We start from the raw sequence: 23,551 nt of genomic DNA, 5'->3' as shown, positions 1-23,551 counted from the left end.
CGAGCGGGGCCGGCAATTTGCCGGCCCCGTTGTTTTGCGGCCCCGAAATCGCGTTCCACATCCAGGCAGTACAGCTGTTGAACCAACCGGCAGACACAAGGCATCAGGGCGTCGCAGCCGCCCTCGGCGCATTCATCATCTGGGGCCTGGCCCCGATATTCTTCAAATGGATCGCCTCGGTCGATCCGTTGGAGATCATCGGCCACCGCATTCTCTGGTCGGTGCCCATGCTGGCCGGCTTCCTGTTGCTGCGCGACGGTCCGGGCTTCTGGCGCCGCCTCAAGCTGCCCTTGCGTGACATCCTGATCCTGGCGTGTTCGGGTGTACTGGTCAGTGCCAACTGGCTGATTTACGTCTGGGCGGTCAATACCGACCGGGTGTTGTCCACCAGCCTCGGCTACTTCATCGGCCCGCTGGTCTATGCCCTGCTCGGATTTCTGTTTCTGGGCGAGCGCCTGTCGCGGATTCAGACCCTGGCCCTGGGCCTGGCCGGTCTCGGAACCGCATATCTCGCCTGGACCCTGGGCGTGGCGCCTTGGATTTCCCTGGGACTGGCGTTTTCTTTCGGTTTCTACGCGCTGGTGCGCAAGCGGCTCGCGGTCGGACCCATGGTGGGCCTGTTGTGGGAGACGGCACTGCTGGCGCTGCCGGCGCTGGTGTTCATCGGGGTACGCTGGAGTGACCAGGCGCTGCAGTTCGGCCAGCAATCGCTGCGCATCGATATGCTGCTGGTTCTGTGCGGCCTGATCACGGTATTGCCACTGGTGTGGTTCAACCTCGCGGCCCGCAGCCTGTCGCTGACCGTGATCGGTTTCCTGCAATACCTGTCGCCCACCCTGACGTTTCTGCTGGCCGTGTTTTTCTTCGGCGAGCCATTCACGCCCGGTCATGCCGTGGCCTTCAGTTGCATCTGGACGGGGTTGTTGATGGTCACCCTGGAATCGGTCTGGCGTTCCCGCCGTGCCCGCCTCGCATGAGCGAACCGGCACCGGTCGTTCTGGTTCACGGTCTGTTTTACGGGCGTCTGTCGATGGCCTTGCTGGCGCGCCGCCTGCGCCGCGCCGGATTGCGTACCCGCAGCTTCGCGTACCGCCCGACCCGCGACGGCCTCGATGCCGCGGCGCGGGCCCTGGCGCGCTTCGCGGCCGCTGATTGCACGCGCCCGCCGCATTTCGTCGGTCACAGCTTCGGCGGACTGGTCATCCTGCGCGCGCTCGAACTGCAGCACGATCGGGATCCGGGGCGGGCGGTGCTGCTCGGCAGCCCACTGCAAGGGAGCCGGGTGGCACGGCAGTTGTGCCGCTGGCGCCCGGGCAGGGCCTTGCTGGGCGCGGCGGGTCCGGAGCTTGTGGCGGGCTACGATCGTATTCGGTCGGGCTGGAAGGTCGGTCTGATCGCCGGCAACCGGTCACTGGGTCTGGGCCGGCTGGCGGGCATTCGGCTGGGCCGGTCGGACGGTACCGTCGCGCTGGACGAAGTGATGGCCGGCGATGCGGCGGACCGGGATGTCCTGCCGGTGTCGCATACGGGACTGCTGGTGTCGGGGCGGGTCGCGGAACGGGTTGCGGCGTTCCTGCAAAACGGCCGGTTGCGGAGTCTTCCGTGATAAAATGAGCGGTTTGAGCCAACCGCAAGAGGACGCATTCTCATGGCCGGGCATAGCAAATGGGCCAATATCCAGCACCGCAAGAAAGCCGTCGACGCCAAGCGAGGCAAAATCTTCACCCGGGTCAATCGTGAACTGACCGTCGCGGCACGCGAGGGCGGAGGCGATCCGGACGCCAACCCGCGCCTGCGCCTGGCCGTTCAGAAAGCCAACGCGGCCAACATGCCGAAGGACACGATCGAGCGCACGATCAAAAAGGCCACCGGCGAACTGGAAGGCGTTACCTACGAGGAGATTCGCTACGAGGGATACGCCCAGAACGGGGTCGCGATTTTGATCGAAACCCTGACCGATAATCGTAACCGCACCGTGGCGGAAGTCCGCCATGCGTTTTCCAAGCACGGCGGAAACCTCGGAACCGACGGTTCCGTGGCCTATCTGTTCAGCAAGGTCGGCGTCCTGAGTTACGCACCGGGCACCAGCGAAGAGGCCGTGATGGAGGCAGCGCTGGACGCGGGCGCGGAAGACATCGAAACCGCCGACGACGGTTCCATCGAGGTGCTGACCACGCCGGAGGATTACCACGACGTGCTCGAGTCCATGATCGCCGCCGGGCTGGAACCGGCCGAGTCGGAGGTGACCATGCGCGCCAGTACCGAGGTGGAACTCGACGTGGAAACCGCCCGCAAGGTGCTGGGCTTTCTCGACGTGCTCGAAGATCTCGACGACACCCAGGCGGTGTATTCCAACGCGGACATCCCGGATGAAGCCTACGCCGATTGAGCGCAGACAATCACCGTGGCGCGGCCTGACGCGCCGGCGCACGGGCGGACTGGCCTGACGTGCGCATCCTGGGCATCGACCCCGGTTCCCGCATCACCGGATTTGGTGTGATCGAGACGCGTGGGCAGCGTCATGGCGACGGCGCGGTCTGTGTCGCGCAGGGCGTCATCCGTACGCCCCGGGGCGAATTCCCCGACCGCCTGGGCGCGATTTTCAGCGGTATCCAGGAACTGATCCAGGCGCATCAGCCCACCCAGGTCGCTGTCGAAAATGTCTTTGTCAGCCGCAATGCGGCGTCGGCGCTGAAACTGGGTCAGGCACGTGGCGCCGCCATCGCGGCCGCCGTTTCCCTTGGGCTCCCCGTTGCCGAGTATGCGCCACGCCTGGTCAAGCAGGCCATTGTCGGCCGGGGCGGAGCGGACAAGGCCCAGGTGGCGCACATGGTCGCGATGCTGTTGCGCTTCAACGAGGTGCTGGCGGAGGACGCCGCCGACGCCCTCGCTGTGGCATTATGTCACCAGCATACGCGGCAGACCCTGGAACGCATGCAGAACCTGCAGGGATGACATCATGATCGCCCGCCTCTCCGGAACCCTGATCGCCAAGCAACCTCCGCTGCTCGTCGTGGACGTGGGGGGTGTTGGCTACGAGGTGGAGGCGCCGCTGACCGTGTTCTACGACCTGCCGGAAACGGGCAAGCCCGTGGTTTTGCTCACGCACATGCAGGTCAAGGACGATGCCCACACCCTGTACGGATTCGCCAGCGAGGCGGAGCGCGTACTGTTTCGTCAACTGCTCAAAATCAGTGGCATCGGCGCCAAGCTCGCGCTGACGATACTGTCCGGCGCCAGCGGTGGCGAGCTGGCGCAATTCGTCGCCGAAGGCGACACCGCCGCGCTCACCCGCCTGCCGGGCATCGGCAAGAAAACCGCCGAACGCATCATCATCGAGTTGCGCGACAAGCTGGATAATCTGCCGGCGACGGGCACCGCGACCACGGCGGGCGGCGACGCGGCCGCCCCGGGCGCCGCGGCGGAAGCCACCCGCGCCCTGGGCGCCCTGGGATTCAAGCCGCAGGAAGCCAGCCGCATGGTCCGCCAGGTGGCGCAGCCGGACATGAGTGCCGAGGACATCATCCGTCTGGCCCTGAAATCCACCGTGAAGCCCTGAAGCCATGTCGTCACCGGTCAATGAAGAACGAGTTGTCGATCCCGCCGGCATCGGAGACGACCCCGAGCTGGATCGCAGCCTGCGGCCCCGCACCCTGGATGAGTACGTCGGCCAGCCGGCCATGCGCGAAAAGCTGGGCATTTTCCTGGCCGCCGCCAAACAGCGCCAGGACGCCCTCGACCACGTGCTCATATTCGGACCGCCGGGATTGGGAAAAACGACCCTGGCGCACGTCATCGCCAACGAACTGGGCGTTGGCCTGCGGCAGACCTCGGGGCCGGTGCTCGAACGCGCCGGCGACCTGGCCGCGCTGCTGACCAACCTGCAGGCCGGCGATGTGCTGTTCGTGGACGAAATCCACCGCTTGTCACCGGTGGTCGAGGAAGTGCTGTACCCCGCACTGGAGGACTACCAGCTCGACATCATGATCGGCGAAGGGCCGGCGGCCCGCTCGATCAAGCTGGAGCTGCCGCGTTTCACCCTGGTCGGGGCCACCACCCGGGCCGGGTTGCTGACCTCGCCGCTGCGCGACCGTTTCGGCATTGTCGAGCGTCTGGAGTTTTACAGTCCGGACGAACTGGCGCGCATCGTCACCCGTTCCGCCGGCATCCTGCAGGTGGAAGTCGACGACGCGGGCGCGATGGAAATCGCGCGGCGTTCACGCGGAACGCCACGGATCGCCAATCGCCTGTTGCGCCGCGTGCGTGACTTCGCGGAAGTTCGCGGCGACGGATCGATCGACCGCGACATCGCGACCGCTGCGATGAGCCTGTTGCAGGTCGACGAAGCCGGTTTCGACACCATGGACCGGCGCTTGCTGCACATGATCATCGAGACCTTCGATGGTGGCCCGGTCGGGGTCGACAGCCTGGCCGCCGCCCTGTCGGAAGAGCGCGGTACCGTGGAAGACGTGCTCGAACCCTACCTGATCCAGAAGGGCTATCTGGCGCGAACCGCACGCGGCCGTGTCGCGACCTCGCGGGCTTATCGCCATCTCGGGCTGAAGGTCCCGGGCGGTCAGCCCGGCGGGCTCTTCGAGGATAATTGAACCGCGCCTTTCGGGCCGGAATACTGAACTAAAACACCGGGCCTTGGTCTGGCTTGACAGAATAATTTTGAAGTCGGAGTGGATGCATGAGCACTGATTTGCAGATCTGGCAGTTGGTCCTGCATGCGAGTTTGCTGGTGAAGGGCGTGATGGCCCTGTTGCTGCTGGCATCGATCGCGTCATGGATGATCATCTTCAACAAGCGCCAGATTCTGGCCCGGGCCCAGTCGGCGGCCGATGCGTTCGAAGAGAAGTTCTGGTCGGGCACCGACCTGGGCAAGCTGCACGAGAACATCAGCGGCGCGCACCGGGTCACCAACGGCATGGAGCGGATATTCGAGGCCGGTTTCAGTGAATTCGACCGCCTGCGCCACCAGGGCAGAATGTCGCCGAGCGCCATGGTCGAGGGAGCCCAGCGTGCCATGCGCATCGCGCTCACCCGCGAAACCGAAGATCTCGAACACCGGCTGAATTTTCTCGCCACGGTGGGTTCCACCAGTCCGTACATCGGGCTGTTCGGGACGGTGTGGGGCATCATGACCTCGTTCCAGGCCCTGGCCAACGTGAACCAGGCCACCATCGCCATGGTCGCGCCCGGTATTTCCGAGGCCCTGGTGGCCACGGCCATGGGCCTGTTCGCGGCCATTCCGGCCGTGATCGGGTTCAACCGCTTTTCCAACCAGGTCGATCGTCTGGAAGTGCGCTACGACAATTTCAAGGAAGAGCTCTCCAGCATCCTGGAACGTTACGCGCACGGCATCGGCCAGGAGTAGACGACGATGGGAGCGATCAAGGGTCGCCGGCGGCCGATGGCGGAAATCAACGTGGTTCCGTACATCGACGTCATGCTGGTGCTGCTGGTGATCTTCATGATCACGGCGCCGCTGCTGAACCTGGGCGTTGAGGTGGAATTGCCCAAGGCCGACGCGGAGCCGCTCGACACCGAGCAGAACGAGGAGCCGATGGTCGTGACCGTGATGCGCAACGGCGACCTGTACCTGAATGCGGGTGGCGACCTCGACGGCACCTCCAGCGGCATGATCGATCCCGATACCCTGGTGCAGACGGTTTCCGCCATCGTCCGCCGCAATCCCGAGCTGCAGGTTCTGGTGGGTGGCGACGAGCAGGTCGCCTATGGCGCCATCTACAACGCCATGGTCCTGCTGCAGAAAGCCGGCGTGCAGAAAGTCGGCCTGATGAGCGATCCGCTGGATACCGGGATGGATGACGCGTCCGGCCCCGGGCCCGGCGCCGACGGCTGATACCGGGGCTGCCGCCCGCATGAATCTGCGCCGTGAATTTCGCACACAGATGGGCCCGCTGGGGCTGTCGCTCGGTGTGCATCTGCTCATCGCCCTGCTGGTGGTGCTGGGAACGATCAACTGGAAGCCGTTCCGCCAGCCACGACCCGTGGGCCTGACCATCGAAGCGGTAATCGTCGATACCAGTGAAATTCTCGAGCAGCGCCAGGAGGCCCAGCGCGCGGCCGCCGAGGCCGAGCGGCGAGAGCGGGAGGCGGAGCGCCGCCAGCGCGAACTGGAAGCCCAGCGTGAACGCGAAGCCGAGCGGCAGCGCGAGCAGGCACTCGAACAGCAGCGCCAGGAGGCGCTGGAGGAGCAGCGCCGCCGCAAGGAGGCCCAGGACCGGTTGCAGCAGTTGCGCATGGAACGCGAACGCAAGCGGGAAGAGGAGCGGCTGCGCCAGCAGCGCGAACTGGACCGGGTGCGGCAGGAGCGTGAGGCCGCCGAACGTCAGCGTCAACTGGAGGAAGAGCGGCTCAAGCAACTCGAGGCCCGCAAGCAGGCCGAAGCCGCCGAGCAGCGTCGCCTGGCGGCGGAAGCCGAACGACAGCGCCAGGCCGAAGCGGAACGAAAAGCGGCCCAGGCCGGTCGAATAGCTTCACTGGAAGACGAATACGAGGCGGCGATCCGGCAGGTGGTGACCCAGAACTGGCTGCGGCCGCCGACGGCGCAGGCGGGTCTGCGGTGTACACTGCGCATCGTGCAGATTCCGGGCGGAGAGATCATTTCCGCTAACATTGCCGGGTCGTGCAACGGCGACGAAGCCACCCGGCGGTCCATCGTGGCCGCGGTTGAACGGCTCGACGCCCTGCCGTACCGCGGTTACGAAGACGTCTTTAAACGCGAAATCACATTCATATTCCGATACGACGGTGACTGAAAACGTGAAGAATAATCTGCTGATCCTGCTCCTGCTGTGGCTTGCCGCGACGCCGATCGCGCACGCGCAGCTGACCATCGAAATCATCAGCGGCAACCCCAGCGCGCTGCCCATCGCCATCGTGCCGTTCCAGTGGCAGGATGCCCGGCCTCAGCCGCAAACCGGCGTGGCCGAAATCGTCAGCAACGACCTTTACCGGTCCGGCCTGTTCGACCCTCTGGATGAGCAGGACATCGTCGACCGTCCACACGACGCCGAAGCCATCCGGTTCGGCACCTGGCGCCTGCTGAAGGTGGACTATATCGTGATCGGCACGGTGCGGCCCGCTCCCGACGGCATGGGGCACGAACTCGTCTACCAGTTGTTCGACGTGCACACCCAGGAGAACCTGCTTTCCCAGGTCACCACGGTGGGTGAGGGCGACCTGCGCTTCGGCGCGCACCGGGTGGCCGATGCCATTTACGAAACCCTGACCGGTGTCCCCGGCGCATTTTCCACCCGGATCGCCTACGTGACCGCCACCGGAACCGGCGGCGATGCGCGCTACGAACTGGTGGTGGCGGATGCGGACGGATTCGGCCCGCAGACGGTGGTGGGTTCGCCCGAGCCGCTGCTGTCCCCGGCGTGGTCGCCCGACGGCCGCCGCCTGGCTTACGTGTCCTTCGAGAAGGGCAACTCGGCCATCTACGTGCAGGAAGTTGCGACCGGTGCGCGTGAACTCGTGTCCAGCGGCAAAGGCATCAACGGTGCGCCGTCGTTCTCGCCGGACGGCCGTAAAATGGCCCTGACCCTGTCGCGTTCCGGCAATCCGGAGATATATGTCCGCGACCTGGAGTCCGGGCGTGAAACCCAGCTCACGCAGCACTGGGCCATCGACACCGAGCCCACCTGGTCGCCGGATGGCAAGACCGTTTATTTCACCTCCGACCGGGGGGGCAAACCGCAGATTTACAAGGTGCCTTCGGGTGGCGGAAACCCGGAGCGGGTAACGCTTTCCGGAAATTACAATGCGCGCGCCAGCGTGGCACCGGATGGACGTAGAATAGCTGTAGCGCAGGGGCGCGGAAACGAGTATCGTATCGCCGTGTGGGATACCGAGTCCGAGCGGTTTACCGTGCTGACGCCTGGTGTGCTGGATGAATCACCCAGTTTTGCGCCCAATGGCAGTATGGTACTTTACGCTACGCGAGAAGGTATGCGAGGTGTTTTGTCTGCTGTGTCGGCGGATGGCAACGTCCGTCAACGGTTGATCCTCAGCGAAGGTGATGTTCGAGAACCCGCATGGTCGCCTGTTATCAGGTAGTATATTTTTGCAGTTGATTGAACGTTCGCGCCCTCAGGCGGCGCATGTAACAAAAACCAGGAGGTAATAAATGAACACCGCTCTGCGATGGCTCGTGGCAATCACGGTTGCGATGGCGATTGCGGCTTGCCAGCCCAAACCGAAGCCGGATGAGCCGGCGCCGGTGGTGGAGGACACCACTCCGCCGGTGGTGACTGAGGCCGCTCCTGACCCGCGTGACTACACCGATTCCCGCAATTTCGACAACCCGGAAAGCCTGTTGTCGAAGCGCGTGATCTATTTCGATTTCGATAAATCGGTCGTCAAGCCGGAATATCGTCCGGTACTGTCAGCGCACTCCGCTTATCTCGCCGCGCACTCCACGGCTCGTGTCACGCTCGAAGGACATGCCGATGAACGTGGTACCCGTGAGTACAACCTGGGCCTGGGCGAACGCCGCGGTAATTCCGCGATGGGCCTGATGTCCGCACAGGGTGCTCGCGGCAACCAGTTGACCGTTGTCAGCTACGGTGAAGAACGCCCGGTATGCCGGGTCAGCGACGACGACTGCTGGTCGCAGAACCGTCGCGTGGAGATCGTGTACACCGCGCGTTGAGCATGTTCGAAAGCAGCGTTAAAAAAGCCATGATGGCCAGCTTTGTGCTGGCCATTATGGTTTCGGCTCCCCTCCTGGCGCAGACCGACCCGGCGGACACGGGCGGCAATGTCACCGCCAATCTTGTCATTCAGGTGCAGGAACTGCAGGACGAAGTCCGTAGCCTGCGCGGCCAGGTCGAGGAACTGCAGCGCGAACTCGACAATCTGCGTCAGCGCCAGCGCGATCAATATCTGGATCTGGATCAGCGTATTTCCGGTCTGCGCGCGCCGGATATGGCGCCGGTCGGCGCCGCGGCCGATGCCGCCGCGGATCCGGGCGCCGTCGCTGGCACGGTTGCCGGCGCCGAGGGCGTTCCGGTCGAGGAGCGTCCCGAAGTTCGGGCCCCGCTCGAAACCCCGTCCGAAACCGTTCCGCTCGGCACTCCGTCGGTCAGCAGCCAGGCCGCTGCGGCCAGCCCGGAAGCGGAAAAAGCCGCCTACGAGCAGGCCTTCCAGGCGCTCAAGGAACTGCGCTACGCGGACGCCGCCCAGGAGTTTCAGGGCTTTCTCGATCGTTACCCGCAAAGCGACTACGCCGACAACGCCCAGTACTGGCTGGGTGAGTCCTACTACGTGACGCGTAATTACGACATCGCCCTGTCTGCGTTCCAGCGCCTGCTGGAGCAATTTCCGCAGAGCAGCAAGGTGCCGGACGCACTGCTCAAGATCGGCTACACCCACTACGAACTCAAGCAGTGGGATCAGGCCCGGGCCGCACTGGCCCAGGTTCAGGCCGATTACCCGGACACCACCCTGGCGCGGTTGGCGGAAAATCGGCTGCGCAGCATGCGCATGGAAGGTCATTACTGATCCGTCCGGTGGTGTGCTTCGGCCCACCACGTGGACCGGCTAGAATAGCCCCATGAACACCGCCGCCGAGCGGTATGTCCCCGAATCGCGCGAGGGCATGCTGAAAATCACCGAAATCTTCCATTCCCTGCAGGGCGAGGCGGCCCAGGCCGGACTGCCGACCGTGTTCGTGCGCCTGACCGGGTGTCCATTACGTTGCACTTACTGCGACAGCGCTTATGCCTTTACCGGCGGCGACTGGATGCACATGGACGACATCCTGCAGGAGATTGGCCGGCACGGTACGCGGCATGTGTGCGTAACGGGCGGAGAGCCGCTGGCCCAGAAGCGTTGCGGTCTGCTGTTGAGCCGGTTGTGCGATGCTGGCTTCAGCGTATCCCTGGAAACCAGCGGCGCGGTCGACATTCGTCAGGCCGATGAACGGGTCATCCGCGTGATGGATCTGAAGACCCCCGATTCCGGCGAATCGGACCGGAATCGATGGGATAACCTGGCGGCGCTGACGCCCCGCGACCAGGTCAAGTTCGTCCTCTGTTCCCGCGGCGACTACGAGTGGGCGCGCGACCGGGTCGCCGAGCACGCGCTCGCCGAACGCTGCGAGGTCCTGTTTTCGCCGGCGTGGGGTGAGGTCGAAGCCACCGACCTGGCCGACTGGATCCTGGCGGACCACCTGCCGGTTCGTTTCCAGGTGCAGTTGCACAAGCTTTTGTGGGGCGACGTGCCGGGTAAATGAATCCTTCCGCGCGCAACGACCCTGCCCACGCCGTGGTGCTGGTCTCCGGCGGGCTCGATTCCGCCACGGTGCTGGCCATGGCCCGTGCTGAAGGTCTCGAGTGTCATGCACTGGCGGTTGATTACGGCCAGCGCCATTCCGCCGAGCTTCGGGCCGCCGAGCGGGTGTGCGCGGCGGCCGGGGTTCCGCTCAAGGTGGTGCGGGTGGACCTGCGGGCCATCGGTGGGTCCGCCCTGACCGCGGATATCGATGTGCCCGAGAACGGCAGCACGGGTATTCCGGTGACGTACGTGCCGGCGCGCAACACGATCATGCTGGCGCTGGCGCTGGGGCACGCCGAAGTGATCGGCGCCGAGGTGATTGGCATCGGCGTCAACGCGGTGGACTACTCGGGTTACCCGGATTGCCGTCCGGAATTCATAGCCGCGTTTGAGCACCTGGCGCGGCTGGCGACCCAGGCCGCGGTGGAAGGGCGGCCGATTCGCATCTTCACACCGCTGATCGATCTGACCAAGGCGGAGATTATTCGTCGCGGAACGCAACTGGGCGTGGACTACGCGCTGACGGTGTCGTGTTACCAGGCGGATGACGCGGGACAGGCCTGCGGCGTGTGTGATTCCTGCCGTATTCGCCGCGCCGGATTCGAAGCTGCCGGACTGCCGGACCCGACCCGCTATCGTTAACTTTGGCAAGTGTCCGTGAATGCCGGATCGACCCGGCCGCTGAACGGCGTCTGCGGCTCCGCCCGCCGCCGCCGTGGGCAACTTGAGGCGGCCATTCTTTTCCCCTAAAATGCCGCCTCCCTCCGGCGGGCCGTTAGCTCAGTTGGTAGAGCAGTGGACTTTTAATCCATTGGTCGAAGGTTCGAGTCCTTCACGGCCCACCATTTTTCCCGGAGTGCAATGCAATCCCGCCAACAGCCTAGGGTGCCAGTGACAGCGCCCGGGCAGCAGTCATGTTCGGTTCCAGTTCGAGTCGCGCTTCCATCGGGCCGGCATTGGTGTCGGCCGTCAACTGCCACAGTCCGGCGGCGGCATCCGGCGCCAGTACCCAGGTGCGTGTACCGCCCGGCAGCAGGTAGTCGGACATGTTGCGTTTATGGATGGAGTGGCCGCCGGGGCCTTGCAGGCTGGCCGAGTGCAAGCGCACGTGGGCCTTGCCGCTGTTACCCGCCTGCAGAACCACCTCGCCGGCCGGATTGCGTTCGATGCTCCAGCGCAAGCGCGGATTGACCCGGCCGGGCGGCCGCAGAAACAGCGGAATGTCCGCGCGCTGGAACACGCGTCGCCGGATCGTGAGTGACGCAGGGGATCCCGCGTCGGTCACCTCCCGTGTTTCGGTGACCATGATGCGAAAAGCTTCTTCTTCCCAGCGCGGCCCCGACAACCGGAGTCCGACCCGGATCCGGGCGACATCGCCGGGCTTGATGTTGACCCGCTCCGGATGCAGGATCAGGCGCGTAGACGGGGTCAGCCGTTCGCGGCCGTTGTCCTGGGTCCACTGCCGGACTTCGAAATTCACGACGGCTTCCTGGCTGCCCGGATTGCGAACCACGATGTCCGTGGCCGGCCGCACCGCGGACAGGCTGAGTTCCGCCGGTTCGACGATGAGCGTGTCGGCCCGGGCGTATCCCGGGAAGAGGGACAGAGCGAGGCCGATGGCCGCCGCGCTGCGGAAAAATGTTGATAGTACGGTCGAGTGCTGCATCGTTCCTCCTTGAAACATGCATTATTCAATCCGTGAAAAATGCTTTATTCAGTGGGTTGGCGGGGAACCGGGAAAGTCCGATCCTGGACGTTCGATTCCGGATCCTTTGCGTACAACCTGCCTTACTGAATGCAATCTGCGTGCCACTAAAAGGAATGCATAGAAATACGCATTACAACAAAGAGTTACGGTTCTCGCATCCAAGGTGACGGGGTTCCCGGGCCGACAGCTTTTGTCACAGACTGACGTGACGGGGCGTGACGGGGCGTGACGGGGCGTGACGGGGCGTGACTGGGCGCGACGTGACGGGGTTTGGGCGGGCGCGATGCTGAGTGGGCGGAGGCGACGCGATGCCGCCCCGGCCGAATTTGCATAAATTGACAATTCTGTCGATGTTGGCACAATACGCTCCGGATAGCTGAATCAGCTATTAGCTTGAGTGGCTCTTCGGAAGGGAATCCGGGTGTGCGGCGCAGGGTTGCGCGTGCCAAAGCGTGTACTGGCTATGCCAGCAGGGCAGGATTTTCGGCCTACACGCGGACGGGGGTTGCTCTCTAAATTTTGAAATCCGCTCGATAAATAAATTCGGCGCTGGCCGAAACGGAGAGACCAATGGATGTGCGGAACTTAGGGGTTTTCATGAAACAAACGCTCATAGCGGTACTGTTGATGGTGCCGGCACTGGCCTGGGCCACCGAATCCATCACATCGGTGAGCATCGACGATACGAGTCCGGTGGCGGGGCAGACAATCAACGTCACCGTCAACGCCAACCTGTCCAATAGCAATGACGATTGGCGCGAAACCAAAATTGAACTGAATACCGGGGGGGGCGCGGCCGAATACTCCTTGTGTTCCAACATTCCCTCGCCCGATATCGTGAACTCCAACAGTTCGCCTTCCCGGGTCATTGCGGTCACCGTACCCGGTGGTCTTGCCGCCGGAACCTACGAGGTTCGCGTGTGGGGCTACAAGAACACGACGACCTACTCGGGAGGTGCATCGGGCGCCGAAGACGACCCGCCGACCTGCGATCCGACCGGTACTGACAATCCATTCCCCGATGCCGGTTTCGACGCCGGTGATATCACGGTCACCGTTCCCGAGGCCGACATCGCTCTGAGCTCGACCGAATCCATCGATCCGGTGGTGGCGGGTTCCGGAGCGGGCAATCTGACTTATGTCATCACGGCGAGCAATACCAGCGGCACTGATGTCACCGGCCTGACGGTCAGCGCCACCGTGAACTGGCCGGTCGGCGTGTCGGTCGATTCGGTCACTCCGTCCGGTTCAGGTAACTGGAGTGCAACGTGGCCCGGCACCTGGGACATCGGTAGTCTGGCCAATGGCGCCAGTGAGACCCTGACCATCGTGTTTACGGCCTCCCCCAGTGCTGCCGTGGGCACCGATGTCATCAGCCTCAGCGCCAATGTTTCGGCAATGGACCAGACGGACACGGACAGCAATAACGACAGCACAGCGCAGACCACCTCGATTGCCCGTGAAGTGGACATTGTGGTGACCAAGACCGAGTCCGTCGACCCGGTCGTGGCAGGCTCTGGCAACAACAACCTGCAATACACGATTACGGTAACCAACACCGGGCTGTCGGATGTGACGGGTGCCACCATCAGCGAGGTTCTGACCCTGCCGACCGGTGTGACAGTGTCGTCCCTCTCGCCAAGCACCGGTTTGATCGGCGGCTCATCGCCCAACTATAACTGGAGCGGAGTCGACATCCCTGCCGGTGGCTCTGCCACGCTTGACGTGTACCTGACGGCCGCGTCCAACGCCGAGGTCGCAACCGACTCGATCAGCGACACGGCCACGTTCACCGGTTCGACCGGTGGCGAGACCATCGTCAACACCGGTGACGACACCGCCACCGAGGCGACCTCGGTAGCCCGCGAAGTGGACATCGAGGTCACCAAGACCGAGTCGATCGACGCGGTGGTGGCGGGTTCCGGTGACAACAACCTGACTTACACCATTACGGTGACCAACTCCGGTTTCTCGGACGTGACCGACCTGGTGATCAACGACTCCACGACCCTGCCGGCCAATGTGACCATCGACTCGGTCACTCCGAGTTCGGGTTCGTGGGTAGCCCCCAACTGGACGGTGAGCATTCCGGCCGGTGGAACGGAAACACTCACCGTGGTGCTCGACGTGCCGCTGACCGCGGACGAAGGCACCGATGTGGTGAGCAATACCGCCTCGGTGACGGGCAGTGGCGGTGGTGAAACCATCGTCAACAGCAGTAATGACTCGGCCACCCAGGCCACGTCGATCCGCTGGCCGGAAGCCAGCTTCGATGTGATGAAGGAATACACCTCGGGTGACGGCGGTCCGGTGAACGTGACCCTGGAGTGTTCCGACACCAGCGGCCTGCTCGTCTATGCGCCGCAGCAGGGCTCCACGACGACCACGTTGACGGTGCGCCGCTTCGACATCGACCCGGCCAGTGCCGGCACCAGCTGTACGGTGGTCGAGGATGTGCCGGACGGATTCGCCGAAGCTGCGCGCTCGGCCGACTGCGACGTCGACCCGACCGCGGACAACTTCGATTCCGACCCGTACGCCTGCACCATCACCAATACGCCGACACGGGCGACCTTCGAGGTGCAGAAGCGTTACATGGACGGCAACAACGACGTGCCGGTAACGCTCAACCTCTCGTGCAACACCGGCCTGCCGCTGGATCAGAGCCGCACGGTGTTCCCGGACAACGAAGGCAACTTCGGCAACGGTCAGTTCGAAGTGAAGTTCGTGGTGGAAAGCTACACCGACGGCGAGCTGGACTGCACGGTGACCGAAGAGCCGGCGCCGGGTTACAGCGGTTCGTACAACTGCGCCGGTAACGCCAACACCGACTGCGACGTGGGTGATCCTTCGGGGATCCCGAACGACAACTTCTTCGAAGGTCCCTGCGTGTGGGAAGACATCACCGCCGACGGTGAGAACGGAGCCGAGATGAAGTGCGTGATCCGCAACTACCCGGATCCGGTGGACGTGGTGATCGAGAAGGACTTCGTGCTCGAAGGCAACCCCAGTGGGGTGGACACCGATTACGACCTGACCCTGTACTGCTCGGGTGAGATCATCGGCGGTTACAAACTGGACGAGAACGTCGAATCGCCGGCCGGCAAGCCTGGTCCTGGCTGCGGCCTGTTCAAGCCGGTACAGGAATCGGGCCAGGGCATCATCGTGGTGCAGCCGGAATGGTGCAAGAGCTTCTCGGGCAGTGCGCCGGACCTTTACGAGGCGCAGGTGATTCCGGAGTATCCGTACTCGGAGTGCTACGTCATCGAGCGCGTGTACGACAGCGCGATCGAAGTCGACAACGACTGCTTCGGTTTGCAAGTGAGTGCGGGTCAGGGTGCTTCGTGCACGGTGACCAACACGATCTTCTTCGAAGGCATCCCGACCCTGAACCAGTACGGCATGGCGCTGCTCGCGCTGCTGATGCTGGGCATGGGCTTCATCGGCTTCCGGCGCTTCGCCTGAGGTCATTGGTAAAACCGGGGTCAGAGTAAGTCCCTTGCTCTGATCTCACGCTTCCAACCCCGCGGCGGGTCACTGCCGCGGGGTTTTTGTTTTGTCAGCGATTCGGCCCGCGGCTGATTCCCGCGCTACGATGACATATTTTTACAATTGATGTTAAGCTTAATACGAGAGGGATTGGCGCATCCGAATGGAACGTTTGGACCGTGCGAATCAAGTAGTGGAATGACCATTTGAACCGAATCGCCCGGACAACTCCGGGAGCGGATTCGAAAGGCATGTGCTGGAACGGGGCAGCGCTTGCATGGGCACCCACCGTAAGGTGGCAAGCGACCTGGAGGGAGAGACTCGATGAGATTCATTAAGATTCAATGTGCTGCGCTGCTGGGATTAATGATGCTGGCATTGATTCCTGCGACCGCATTGGCTCAGGAGTCACGTATAACGGCGATCAGCAACCCAACCGTGACCGAGGGCGATGCCGGCACGACCAATGTGCAGTTTGAAATCACTTGCCAGTGCGACCTGGCTGTTTCTGCCACGGTGCAGTGGCAGTTGAACGACGGTACGGCCACCGCGGCGGACAACGATTACAACGACACCTCGGGTAATTTCCAGGTTAATGGCGGTTCGGGCGTGGAGACCTATTTCGTCAATGTGACGGTGAATGGCGACACCACCCCGGAGCCCGACGAGACCTTCGAACTGGAACTGACCAGTGCCTCCGTGGGTTCGCCGAGCTTCTTCATTGATGACGATACAGGCGTCGCCACCATTGAGAATGACGATGTCGACGCGGATATTTCCCTCATCTCGAGTGAATCCATCGATCCCGTGGTCGCGGGATCCGGAGCGGGCAACCTGACCTACGTGGTCACCGCTGGCAATAGCGGCGTCGATGCCACCGGAGTTGCAGCTAGCGTCACGGTCATGTGGCCGGCAGGAGTGACGGTTGATTCCGTGACCCCGTCCGGTTCCGGTACCTGGAGTGGCACTTGGCCTGGCACCTGGACCATCGGAAATCTGGCCAATGGAGCCAACGAGACCCTGACCGTCGTGCTGACCGCCGGGCCGAGCGCGGAGGTATCCACGGACGCCATCAGTCTGAGCGCCAATGTTTCCGCCCTGGACCAGACCGAGACCAACACGGGCAACAACAGCACAGCGCAGCAGACTTCCATTGCTCGCGAAGTGGACATCGAGGTGACCAAGACCGAGTCCATCGACGCGGTGGTGGCCGGTTCGGGTGACGACAACCTGACCTACACCATTACGGTGACCAACTCCGGCTTTTCGGACGTGACCGACCTGGTGATCAACGACTCCACGACCCTGCCGGCCAACGTGACCATCGATTCGGTCACTCCGAGTTCGGGTTCGTGGGTAGCCCCCAACTGGACGGTGAGCATTCCGGCCGGTGGAACGGAAACACTCACCGTGGTGCTCGACGTGCCGCTGACCGCGGACGAAGGCACCGATGTGGTGAGCAATACCGCCTCGGTGACGGGCAGTGGCGGTGGTGAAACCATCGTCAACAGCAGTAATGACTCGGCCACCCAGGCCACGTCGATCCGCTGGCCGGAAGCCAGCTTCGATGTGATGAAGGAATACACCTCGGGTGACGGCGGTCCGGTGAACGTGACCCTGGAGTGTTCCGACACCAGCGGCCTGCTCGTCTATGCGCCGCAGCAGGGCTCCACGACGACCACGTTGACGGTGCGCCGCTTCGACATCGACCCGGCCAGTGCCGGCACCAGCTGTACGGTGGTCGAGGATGTGCCGGACGGATTCGCCGAAGCTGCGCGCTCGGCCGACTGCGACGTCGACCCGACCGCGGACAACTTCGATTCCGACCCGTACGCCTGCACCATCACCAATACGCCGACACGGGCGACCTTCGAGGTGCAGAAGCGTTACATGGACGGCAACAACGACGTGCCGGTAACGCTCAACCTCTCGTGCAACACCGGCCTGCCGCTGGATCAGAGCCGCACGGTGTTCCCGGACAACGAAGGCAACTTCGGCAACGGTCAGTTCGAAGTGAAGTTCGTGGTGGAAAGCTACACCGACGGCGAGCTGGACTGCACGGTGACCGAAGAGCCGGCGCCGGGTTACAGCGGTTCGTACAACTGCGCCGGTAACGCCAACACCGACTGCGACGTGGGTGATCCTTCGGGGATCCCGAACGACAACTTCTTCGAAGGTCCCTGCGTGTGGGAAGACATCACCGCCGACGGTGAGAACGGAGCCGAGATGAAGTGCGTGATCCGCAACTACCCGGATCCGGTGGACGTGGTGATCGAGAAGGACTTCGTGCTCGAAGGCAACCCCAGTGGGGTGGACACCGATTACGACCTGACCCTGTACTGCTCGGGTGAGATCATCGGCGGTTACAACCTGGACGAGAACGTCGAATCGCCGGCCGGCAAGCCTGGTCCTGGCTGCGGCCTGTTCAAGCCGGTACAGGAATCGGGCCAGGGCATCATCGTGGTGCAGCCGGAATGGTGCAAGAGCTTCTCGGGCAGTGCGCCGGACCTTTACGAGGCGCAGGTGATTCCGGAGTATCCGTACTCGGAGTGCTACGTCATCGAGCGCGTGTACGACAGCGCGATCGAAGTCGACAACGACTGCTTCGGTTTGCAAGTGAGTGCGGGTCAGGGTGCTTCGTGCACGGTGACCAACACGATCTTCTTCGAAGGCATCCCGACCCTGAACCAGTACGGCATGGCGCTGCTCGCGCTGCTGATGCTGGGCATGGGCTTCATCGGCTTCCGGCGCTTCGCCTGAGGTCATTGGTAAAACCGGGGTCAGAGTAAGTCCCTTGCTCTGATCTCACACTTCCAACCCCGCGGCAGGTCACTGCCGCGGGGTTTTTTCATTTCAGGACATGCCACTGAACAATCCGGGCATCAGCACGCTGAAGCGCAGGCTCTGCAATGCAGTCAGTCGATGGACTCGAAGTGTCAACTTATGTATATTCGCGCTTGCATCAATGCAGTTTCGCCAGCGGGCGTTTCCGCGGACGCAGAAATCATTCGAACACGGGCCGGGTAACCGGGTCCGCTTCAAGAGGGAGAATTCACATGAGTTTTCGGGCTGGGGAAGCACGGACTGTTTCCAGAGCACGGTGCGCCGCGATGGCCGCCGTCGCTGTTCTTTTTGGTGCGACGGGTCAGGTATTGGCTGGCGAGAATGACGGTCTGGGCGATGGTGAAGAGCCCCAGGGCGGGTTTTACAGCGGACCCATTACACCGGGGGCGGCATGGTATGAAACCAATGATGTGCCGCCGGCATTTAACTGGGGTGACGGCGAACCGGTTTTCGCGGATGACGGACCCTTCACGTTCGACGGCAGCTATTGTGTCTACGTGACCGACGCCTATGCTACTGGCGATGAGTTTGCGGTGTACGACAATGGCGAATTGCTCGGCAATACTTCGGCAGTGGCGGGGGGGGACGGTTTTACCGGTGATCCGGATGTTGCTTTCGCTGACCCCGCGTATAGCAGCGGCGTGTTTCCGGTGGGGCCGGGCAGTCATTCCATCACGATTGAAGTGACCGCCAACCCGTTTGGTGGTGGCGCAGCCTACATCCAGGTCGTCGACTGCCCCGCCGATGCCGGCGAGAACCGCACCACGATCAACGTGACCAAGGACTTCAGCGACGACAACCCGGGCGAAGTCGAGGTGATGATCAGTTGCAACACCGGCCTGCCGCTCGAGCAGACCAAAATCATCAGTGAAAGTGAACCGGTTGAGTTCGTGATCACCGAATTCGACAGCGGTGAACTGGATTGCGCAATCACCGAAGCCGGGATCGTTGGCTACGATGCCGGATACGACAACGGGGTCACCACCAGTGACACCAGCTGCTCATACGAAGATCTGGAGGGCGGTCTGGAGCTGTCCTGCGACATCACCAATACGCCGGCACCGGTGGACGTGGTGATCGAGAAGGACTGGATCATCGAAGGCGCCGACGGCTCGCAGGGCGTGAACACCGACTATCGTCTGACCCTGTGGTGCGATGCTGAAATCATCGGCGGTATCAACCTGTTCGAAATGACGCAGGGAGCGGGAACGGGCAACATCATCGGCCCGCCGGGCTGCGGTCTTGTTGTGCCGGGCGTGGAAAGCGGTCAAATCATTGTTCCCCTTTATGACTGGTGCAAGTCGTTCAACAGTGACGGAGACGACGTGTTCAACGCCGAAGTGATTCCGGAATACCCGAATTCCAACTGCTACGTGGTCGAAACCGTGTACGACAGCGCGGTCGAAGTCGACAACGGTTGCGGAAGCCTGACGGTGAGTGCCGGCCAGGGCGCCTCGTGCACCATCACCAACACGGTGTTCTTCGAAGGCATCCCGACCCTCAACCAGTACGGCATGGCGCTGCTCGCGCTGCTGATGCTAGGCATGGGCTTCATTGGCTTCCGGCGCTTCGCCTGAGGCACTGAGACCGACGTCGGGGTCAGGTTAAGTCCCTTACTCTGATCTACCCATCGAACCCCGCGGCAGGCGACTGCCGCGGGGTTTTTTTGTGCGAGGAAGCACACATTTGCGTTCTCCGACAGGGAACGCGGGGCTGCCAAGTGGCCGTAAAATTGAACAATTCCGGCACTTCGCGCATAATTTCCGCTGCGGCATACTGGCCGAGGCTGGTTCACGAGAATGGCATGGGTGCCGCCTGAGTGGGCGAATTTTTCCCCGAACTGAGGAGTGAGTCATGTTGAATCGTATTCTTCTCGCAGCTTTCGTGCTGTGTGCTTTGCCGGGATCACTGTGGGCGCAGGAGCCGGAACCCGGTGATACCCGCGTCACCTTCACGGTGCAGAAACTGTTCATGGACGGCAACGATGATACCGATGTCGAACTGAACATCTCCTGCAACACCGGTATTCCGCTGGATCAGTCCAAGACCGCGACCCTCGTCCCGGGCCCGCTGGGTTCCCCGGCGACGTATGAAGTGGAGTTTGTGGTCGAGCAGTACGACCAGGGCGAACTGGACTGCACCATTGCCGAAACCCCGGTTCCCGGGTACCTGGCGTCGTACAACTGCGACGTCGCGGTCAGCGGCAGTTGCGATGTCGGCGATCCGTCGGGGATTAACTACGACAGTTTTTATGAAGGCCCCTGCGTGTTCGAGGACATCGACAACGCCAACGGCTCGCAAAGCCCTTGGGAAAACCTCTGCGTGATCCGCAACTATCCGGCCCCGGCCGATATCGAGATCACCAAGGACTGGATCATCGAAGGTTCAGACACGTCCCAGGACGTCAGCACCGACTACCGCCTGACCCTGTGGTGCGATGCCGAAATCATCGGCGGTATCAACCTGTTCGAAGTGATGCAGGCCGGAGGTTCGGACAACATCATCATCGGCCCGCCGGGCTGTGGCTTTCTCGTAAAGGGCGGGGAAAGCAACCAACTCATCCCCATCTACGACTGGTGCCTGTCTTTCAACGGTGAAGGCGATGATGTCTTCAATGCCGAAGTGATTCCGGAATACCCGGATTCGAACTGCTACGTGGTCGAAACCGTGTATGACAGCGCGGTCGAAGTCGACAACGGTTGCGGCAGTTTGACCGTCGCCGCCGGCGGCAGCGCTTCGTGCACGATCACCAATACGGTGTTCTTCGAAGGCATTCCGACCCTGAGCCAGTACGGCCTGGCCATCCTGGCCATGTTGATGCTGGGTGTCGGCTTCGTCGGCTTCCGCCGCTTTGCCTGATCGGCGGGCTGACCGGTTAAGGGGCTGCCAAGCAGCCTGAACCGTCAGTCAGCACCGCAACGGAACAGGGGCCAGGGCATATGCTCTGGCCCCTTTTTCGTGCCGGGCGTTGGGGAAGTGGCAGACCTGAACGGCACCGGCCGGCGCCCGGGAAACTCAGGGGGTAGCCGCTGTGGCCGGCCACTCGATCAGGAAGGAACCACGCAGTTCACCCACCGAAAAGCCGGTGGCCTGATCTTCCGGGTAGTGCCGCGCCAGCGCCTCGCGCACCTCCGGCGCGAGCTCGGTGCCGTGACAGGCCAGGCACAGTGGCTGGGTGCCGATGGCCTGCATGTAGCGGGCGCTGCCGTCTTCCCGCACCGTGAAATGCGCCGCAGGCGTCTCACCGGCCGCCATGGCCTGGCGGAAGTTCTCCAGCACCACGCGGGCTTCCTCATCGGGTGCATTCATCGGGTTGCGTACCCGCAGCGCGGTGCGGCCGATTTTCGTCGGCCCGTTTTCCGTCAACATCTTCGCCGCGATCACGGGCGCCTCGACCTGGCACACATCAATGGCCGCCACCGGCCCGCCAGTGGTCATCGCGGCCTTGAGTCGAGCGCCCAGCTCGGACTGCAGGCGCAGCGCATAGTTTTTCGACAGGGCCTTTCGCGGATCGTCGCCCGCGTGGGCGGCGGTCAGCATCAGCAGCCCGGCCGCCAGCAACAGCGCACTGCCGATGATGCGGTAGCGGCTGCTCCCGCCGAAACGACGCAGGGCATCCGTGCGGGCGGGGAGAGCGGAAGGATTCGGTGCGGAGTGTCTTGGACTGCCTGGCATGGTTGACCTCGCTGGAGACTTGGAAAAAAGCCGTACTGATATTATATTAGAAATTACTGAAGTAGTGTACAGCAACCAGGGAGAATCCCCATGTCCGCCAACACGCCCAACCATTCGCCCACCAATGCGCCCGTCCAGCCGCCCGCCCACAACTTCCGCGACCACTGGGTCCTGCGCATCGCCGGTCTGCTGGTGCTGCTGAGCCTGGGCTTGTCGGTGCTGCACAGCGAGTACTGGTTGTGGCTGACGGCCTTTGTCGGTTTCAATCTCTTCCAGGCCTCGTTCACCGGTTTCTGTCCGCTGGCCATCATCCTGCGCCGCCTGGGCGTTGGCACCGGTCCGGCCTTCTGAATCTGGCGGCCGCGGCGTGTGTGTGATGTCGACCGAAAGTCCGGCCGGCACGCCGGGTCAACCCGAACATTCCGCCAACAATTGCGCCGACCTCTGATCCGACCCACTCCTCCAATCGCGCCTAATCCGTCATGACCGAACCCCCGCAGCGAACCATCGACAAAGCCGTGCGGGAAGCGCTCGATCAGGCCTACGGGATCAACGCAACTTTGCAGCGATTGCCGGGCGAAAACCTCAACTTCGAGGTCGTCGCCGATGACGGCCGCTGCTGGGTGGCGAAAGTCGCCGGGGATCAGCAGCCGCCCGAGTTCACGGCCCTCGAGCACGCCGCCCTGCAACACGCCAGCCGATCCGAAATCAGGCTCGGTCTCCCTCATATACACGAAAATAAATTCGGTGAACTGGAGACGGTGTTGGAGCTTTGCGAAAGTTGGTCCAAGCGGTTGAGAGTCATACATTTTATTGACGGAACGGTGTGGCCCGAAACAACTGATATATCAGAAAATCTGCGCTTCGACCTGGGGCGGAATCTGGCTCGGTTCGACGCGATCATGGCCAATTTCGACCATCCCGAAGCGCACCGTCATCACCGCTGGGAACTGGCCCGGGCCGACCAGCACCGCGACGCCGTGAGGCTGATCGGGGAGCCGGAGAAGCGCGAGCTTCTGAACTGGGCATTCCATCAATTTACGAATGACATTTCGCCTGTTCTGAATCGTCTTTCGGACCAGTTCATCCACGGCGACGCCAACCGCGAAAACCTGCTGATCCGAGGCGAGCGCCTGATCGGACTGGTCGACTTCGGCGACTGCTGCTGGAACCCCTCGGTGTGCGAACTGGCCATCGCCATCACCTACCAGATGATGGACGAGCCCGATCCCTGGGCGGCCGCCGCCCCGGTGATCGCCGGCTTCGAGTCCGTTCGCCCGCTGAGCGATGAGGAGCGCGCGCTGCTTCCCGGCCTGGTCGCCGCCCGCCTGGCCAACACCCTGGCGGTGTGCGCCGAGCGCCGCCGCATCGACCCCGACCACCCCAACTGGTTCGTCAGCGAAGCGCCGGCGTGGCGGTTGCTCAATCGCCTCCGCCCGCCGGTGGCCGCGGCCGTGTAGGACATCTCCGCGGGCCGCTGTCAGACAATTCCCCAAAACCCGTTTTCGGGTAAATCACCCATGG

Annotated in this window: 22 protein-coding genes and 1 tRNA gene; 21 read left to right on the top strand and 2 right to left on the bottom strand. The window is 63.0% G+C overall.

What is annotated here, in order from left to right:
• The first annotated feature begins 77 nt into the window (after positions 1-77).
• The 15 genes from rarD to V3330_RS14900 all read left to right on the top strand — a co-directional run bounded on the left by rarD (position 78) and on the right by V3330_RS14900 (position 11,156).
• Positions 78-977, top strand: a complete 900-nt coding sequence (rarD, locus tag V3330_RS14970) for an EamA family transporter RarD (RefSeq protein ID WP_354696247.1) — start codon at positions 78-80, stop codon at positions 975-977.
• Positions 974-1,606: an alpha/beta fold hydrolase gene (locus V3330_RS14965; protein WP_354696246.1), complete on the top strand. Its 633-nt coding sequence runs from the start codon at positions 974-976 to the stop codon at positions 1,604-1,606. Before rarD ends, V3330_RS14965 begins: the two co-directional genes overlap by 4 nt.
• A 42-nt stretch (positions 1,607-1,648) precedes the next feature.
• A complete protein-coding gene (locus V3330_RS14960) occupies positions 1,649-2,389 on the top strand; it encodes a YebC/PmpR family DNA-binding transcriptional regulator (protein ID WP_354696245.1) in 741 nt (246 codons plus the stop codon).
• A gap of 59 nt (positions 2,390-2,448) precedes the next feature.
• Positions 2,449-2,955: a crossover junction endodeoxyribonuclease RuvC gene (gene ruvC, locus V3330_RS14955; protein WP_354696244.1), complete on the top strand. Its 507-nt coding sequence runs from the start codon at positions 2,449-2,451 to the stop codon at positions 2,953-2,955.
• 4 nt (positions 2,956-2,959) lie between these two features.
• Positions 2,960-3,559 carry a Holliday junction branch migration protein RuvA gene (ruvA, locus tag V3330_RS14950; RefSeq protein ID WP_354696243.1) on the top strand — a complete coding sequence of 200 codons (600 nt, stop codon included), beginning with the start codon at positions 2,960-2,962 and terminating at the stop codon, positions 3,557-3,559.
• A 4-nt stretch (positions 3,560-3,563) separates the two neighbouring features.
• Positions 3,564-4,607: a Holliday junction branch migration DNA helicase RuvB gene (gene ruvB / locus V3330_RS14945; protein ID WP_354696242.1), complete on the top strand. Its 1,044-nt coding sequence runs from the start codon at positions 3,564-3,566 to the stop codon at positions 4,605-4,607.
• Positions 4,608-4,693: 86 nt separating this feature from the next.
• Positions 4,694-5,380, top strand: a complete 687-nt coding sequence (gene tolQ / locus V3330_RS14940; RefSeq protein ID WP_354696241.1) for a protein TolQ — start codon at positions 4,694-4,696, stop codon at positions 5,378-5,380.
• 6 nt (positions 5,381-5,386) lie between these two features.
• Positions 5,387-5,869, top strand: a complete 483-nt coding sequence (gene tolR / locus V3330_RS14935; RefSeq protein ID WP_354696240.1) for a protein TolR — start codon at positions 5,387-5,389, stop codon at positions 5,867-5,869.
• A gap of 19 nt (positions 5,870-5,888) precedes the next feature.
• The gene (gene tolA / locus V3330_RS14930; protein WP_354696239.1) at positions 5,889-6,788 is read left to right on the top strand and encodes a cell envelope integrity protein TolA; all 900 of its coding nucleotides are present in this window, start codon (positions 5,889-5,891) and stop codon (positions 6,786-6,788) included.
• A 4-nt stretch (positions 6,789-6,792) separates the two neighbouring features.
• Positions 6,793-8,091, top strand: a complete 1,299-nt coding sequence (gene tolB, locus V3330_RS14925) for a Tol-Pal system beta propeller repeat protein TolB (protein ID WP_354696238.1) — start codon at positions 6,793-6,795, stop codon at positions 8,089-8,091.
• A 70-nt stretch (positions 8,092-8,161) separates the two neighbouring features.
• Positions 8,162-8,686 (top strand): peptidoglycan-associated lipoprotein Pal, encoded by a 525-nt coding sequence (gene pal, locus V3330_RS14920; protein ID WP_354696237.1) that lies wholly within the window; start codon positions 8,162-8,164, stop codon positions 8,684-8,686.
• A gap of 2 nt (positions 8,687-8,688) precedes the next feature.
• On the top strand, positions 8,689-9,537 hold the full coding sequence (ybgF, locus tag V3330_RS14915; protein ID WP_354696236.1) for a tol-pal system protein YbgF: 849 nt from the start codon (positions 8,689-8,691) through the stop codon (positions 9,535-9,537).
• A gap of 52 nt (positions 9,538-9,589) precedes the next feature.
• Entirely contained in the window at positions 9,590-10,270 is a 681-nt protein-coding gene (gene queE, locus V3330_RS14910) for a 7-carboxy-7-deazaguanine synthase QueE (RefSeq protein ID WP_435791835.1), read from the top strand.
• Positions 10,267-10,953: a 7-cyano-7-deazaguanine synthase QueC gene (gene queC, locus V3330_RS14905; protein WP_354696235.1), complete on the top strand. Its 687-nt coding sequence runs from the start codon at positions 10,267-10,269 to the stop codon at positions 10,951-10,953. Before queE ends, queC begins: the two co-directional genes overlap by 4 nt.
• Positions 10,954-11,080: 127 nt before the next feature.
• Positions 11,081-11,156, top strand: a tRNA-Lys gene (locus tag V3330_RS14900).
• A gap of 35 nt (positions 11,157-11,191) precedes the next feature.
• Here V3330_RS14900 and V3330_RS14895 read toward each other — a convergent pair.
• Positions 11,192-11,977, bottom strand: a complete 786-nt coding sequence (locus V3330_RS14895) for a fimbrial biogenesis chaperone (protein WP_354696234.1) — start codon at positions 11,975-11,977, stop codon at positions 11,192-11,194.
• Between the two features lie 639 nt (positions 11,978-12,616).
• Here V3330_RS14895 and V3330_RS14890 point away from each other — a divergent pair.
• From V3330_RS14890 to V3330_RS14875, 4 genes are all read left to right on the top strand, one after another.
• Entirely contained in the window at positions 12,617-15,484 is a 2,868-nt protein-coding gene (locus V3330_RS14890; RefSeq protein ID WP_354696233.1) for an IPTL-CTERM sorting domain-containing protein, read from the top strand.
• A 348-nt stretch (positions 15,485-15,832) separates the two neighbouring features.
• Complete coding sequence (locus V3330_RS14885) at positions 15,833-18,268, top strand: IPTL-CTERM sorting domain-containing protein (RefSeq protein ID WP_354696232.1); 2,436 nt, start codon at positions 15,833-15,835, stop codon at positions 18,266-18,268.
• 296 nt (positions 18,269-18,564) lie between these two features.
• On the top strand, positions 18,565-19,929 hold the full coding sequence (locus V3330_RS14880; protein ID WP_354696231.1) for an IPTL-CTERM sorting domain-containing protein: 1,365 nt from the start codon (positions 18,565-18,567) through the stop codon (positions 19,927-19,929).
• A 277-nt stretch (positions 19,930-20,206) separates the two neighbouring features.
• Positions 20,207-21,211, top strand: coding sequence for an IPTL-CTERM sorting domain-containing protein (locus V3330_RS14875; protein ID WP_354696230.1), 1,005 nt, complete (start codon positions 20,207-20,209; stop codon positions 21,209-21,211).
• Between the two features lie 156 nt (positions 21,212-21,367).
• Here the strand turns inward: V3330_RS14875 and V3330_RS14870 are convergent, their stop codons facing one another.
• Positions 21,368-22,027, bottom strand: a complete 660-nt coding sequence (locus V3330_RS14870) for a Tll0287-like domain-containing protein (protein ID WP_354696229.1) — start codon at positions 22,025-22,027, stop codon at positions 21,368-21,370.
• Between the two features lie 171 nt (positions 22,028-22,198).
• Here V3330_RS14870 and V3330_RS14865 point away from each other — a divergent pair, with 171 nt between their 5' ends.
• Positions 22,199-22,378 (top strand): YgaP family membrane protein, encoded by a 180-nt coding sequence (locus tag V3330_RS14865; protein ID WP_354696323.1) that lies wholly within the window; start codon positions 22,199-22,201, stop codon positions 22,376-22,378.
• Positions 22,379-22,509: 131 nt separating this feature from the next.
• Complete coding sequence (locus V3330_RS14860) at positions 22,510-23,487, top strand: phosphotransferase (RefSeq protein WP_354696228.1); 978 nt, start codon at positions 22,510-22,512, stop codon at positions 23,485-23,487.
• Positions 23,488-23,551: the final 64 nt, after the last annotated feature.

This window comes from Elongatibacter sediminis, from assembly GCF_037892215.1.
GTDB classification, from domain to species: Bacteria; Pseudomonadota; Gammaproteobacteria; order Xanthomonadales; family SZUA-36; genus Elongatibacter; species Elongatibacter sediminis.
Note: the sequence above shows the minus strand (reverse complement) of the source record. Positions and strands in the feature narration are given on the sequence as shown.

Coding starts and splice junctions, on each gene's coding strand:
- ruvB (WP_354696242.1), top strand. CDS start 3,564: ATGTCGTCACCGGTCAATGAAGAACGAGTTGTCGATCCCGCCGGCATC.
- V3330_RS14860 (WP_354696228.1), top strand. CDS start 22,510: ATGACCGAACCCCCGCAGCGAACCATCGACAAAGCCGTGCGGGAAGCG.
- V3330_RS14880 (WP_354696231.1), top strand. CDS start 18,565: ATGAGTTTTCGGGCTGGGGAAGCACGGACTGTTTCCAGAGCACGGTGC.
- V3330_RS14875 (WP_354696230.1), top strand. CDS start 20,207: ATGTTGAATCGTATTCTTCTCGCAGCTTTCGTGCTGTGTGCTTTGCCG.
- ruvA (WP_354696243.1), top strand. CDS start 2,960: ATGATCGCCCGCCTCTCCGGAACCCTGATCGCCAAGCAACCTCCGCTG.
- pal (WP_354696237.1), top strand. CDS start 8,162: ATGAACACCGCTCTGCGATGGCTCGTGGCAATCACGGTTGCGATGGCG.
- queE (WP_435791835.1), top strand. CDS start 9,590: ATGAACACCGCCGCCGAGCGGTATGTCCCCGAATCGCGCGAGGGCATG.
- ybgF (WP_354696236.1), top strand. CDS start 8,689: ATGTTCGAAAGCAGCGTTAAAAAAGCCATGATGGCCAGCTTTGTGCTG.
- tolQ (WP_354696241.1), top strand. CDS start 4,694: ATGAGCACTGATTTGCAGATCTGGCAGTTGGTCCTGCATGCGAGTTTG.
- V3330_RS14885 (WP_354696232.1), top strand. CDS start 15,833: ATGAGATTCATTAAGATTCAATGTGCTGCGCTGCTGGGATTAATGATG.
- V3330_RS14960 (WP_354696245.1), top strand. CDS start 1,649: ATGGCCGGGCATAGCAAATGGGCCAATATCCAGCACCGCAAGAAAGCC.
- tolA (WP_354696239.1), top strand. CDS start 5,889: ATGAATCTGCGCCGTGAATTTCGCACACAGATGGGCCCGCTGGGGCTG.
- tolR (WP_354696240.1), top strand. CDS start 5,387: ATGGGAGCGATCAAGGGTCGCCGGCGGCCGATGGCGGAAATCAACGTG.
- V3330_RS14965 (WP_354696246.1), top strand. CDS start 974: ATGAGCGAACCGGCACCGGTCGTTCTGGTTCACGGTCTGTTTTACGGG.
- V3330_RS14890 (WP_354696233.1), top strand. CDS start 12,617: ATGAAACAAACGCTCATAGCGGTACTGTTGATGGTGCCGGCACTGGCC.
- V3330_RS14895 (WP_354696234.1), bottom strand. CDS start 11,977: ATGCAGCACTCGACCGTACTATCAACATTTTTCCGCAGCGCGGCGGCC.
- queC (WP_354696235.1), top strand. CDS start 10,267: ATGAATCCTTCCGCGCGCAACGACCCTGCCCACGCCGTGGTGCTGGTC.
- V3330_RS14870 (WP_354696229.1), bottom strand. CDS start 22,027: ATGCCAGGCAGTCCAAGACACTCCGCACCGAATCCTTCCGCTCTCCCC.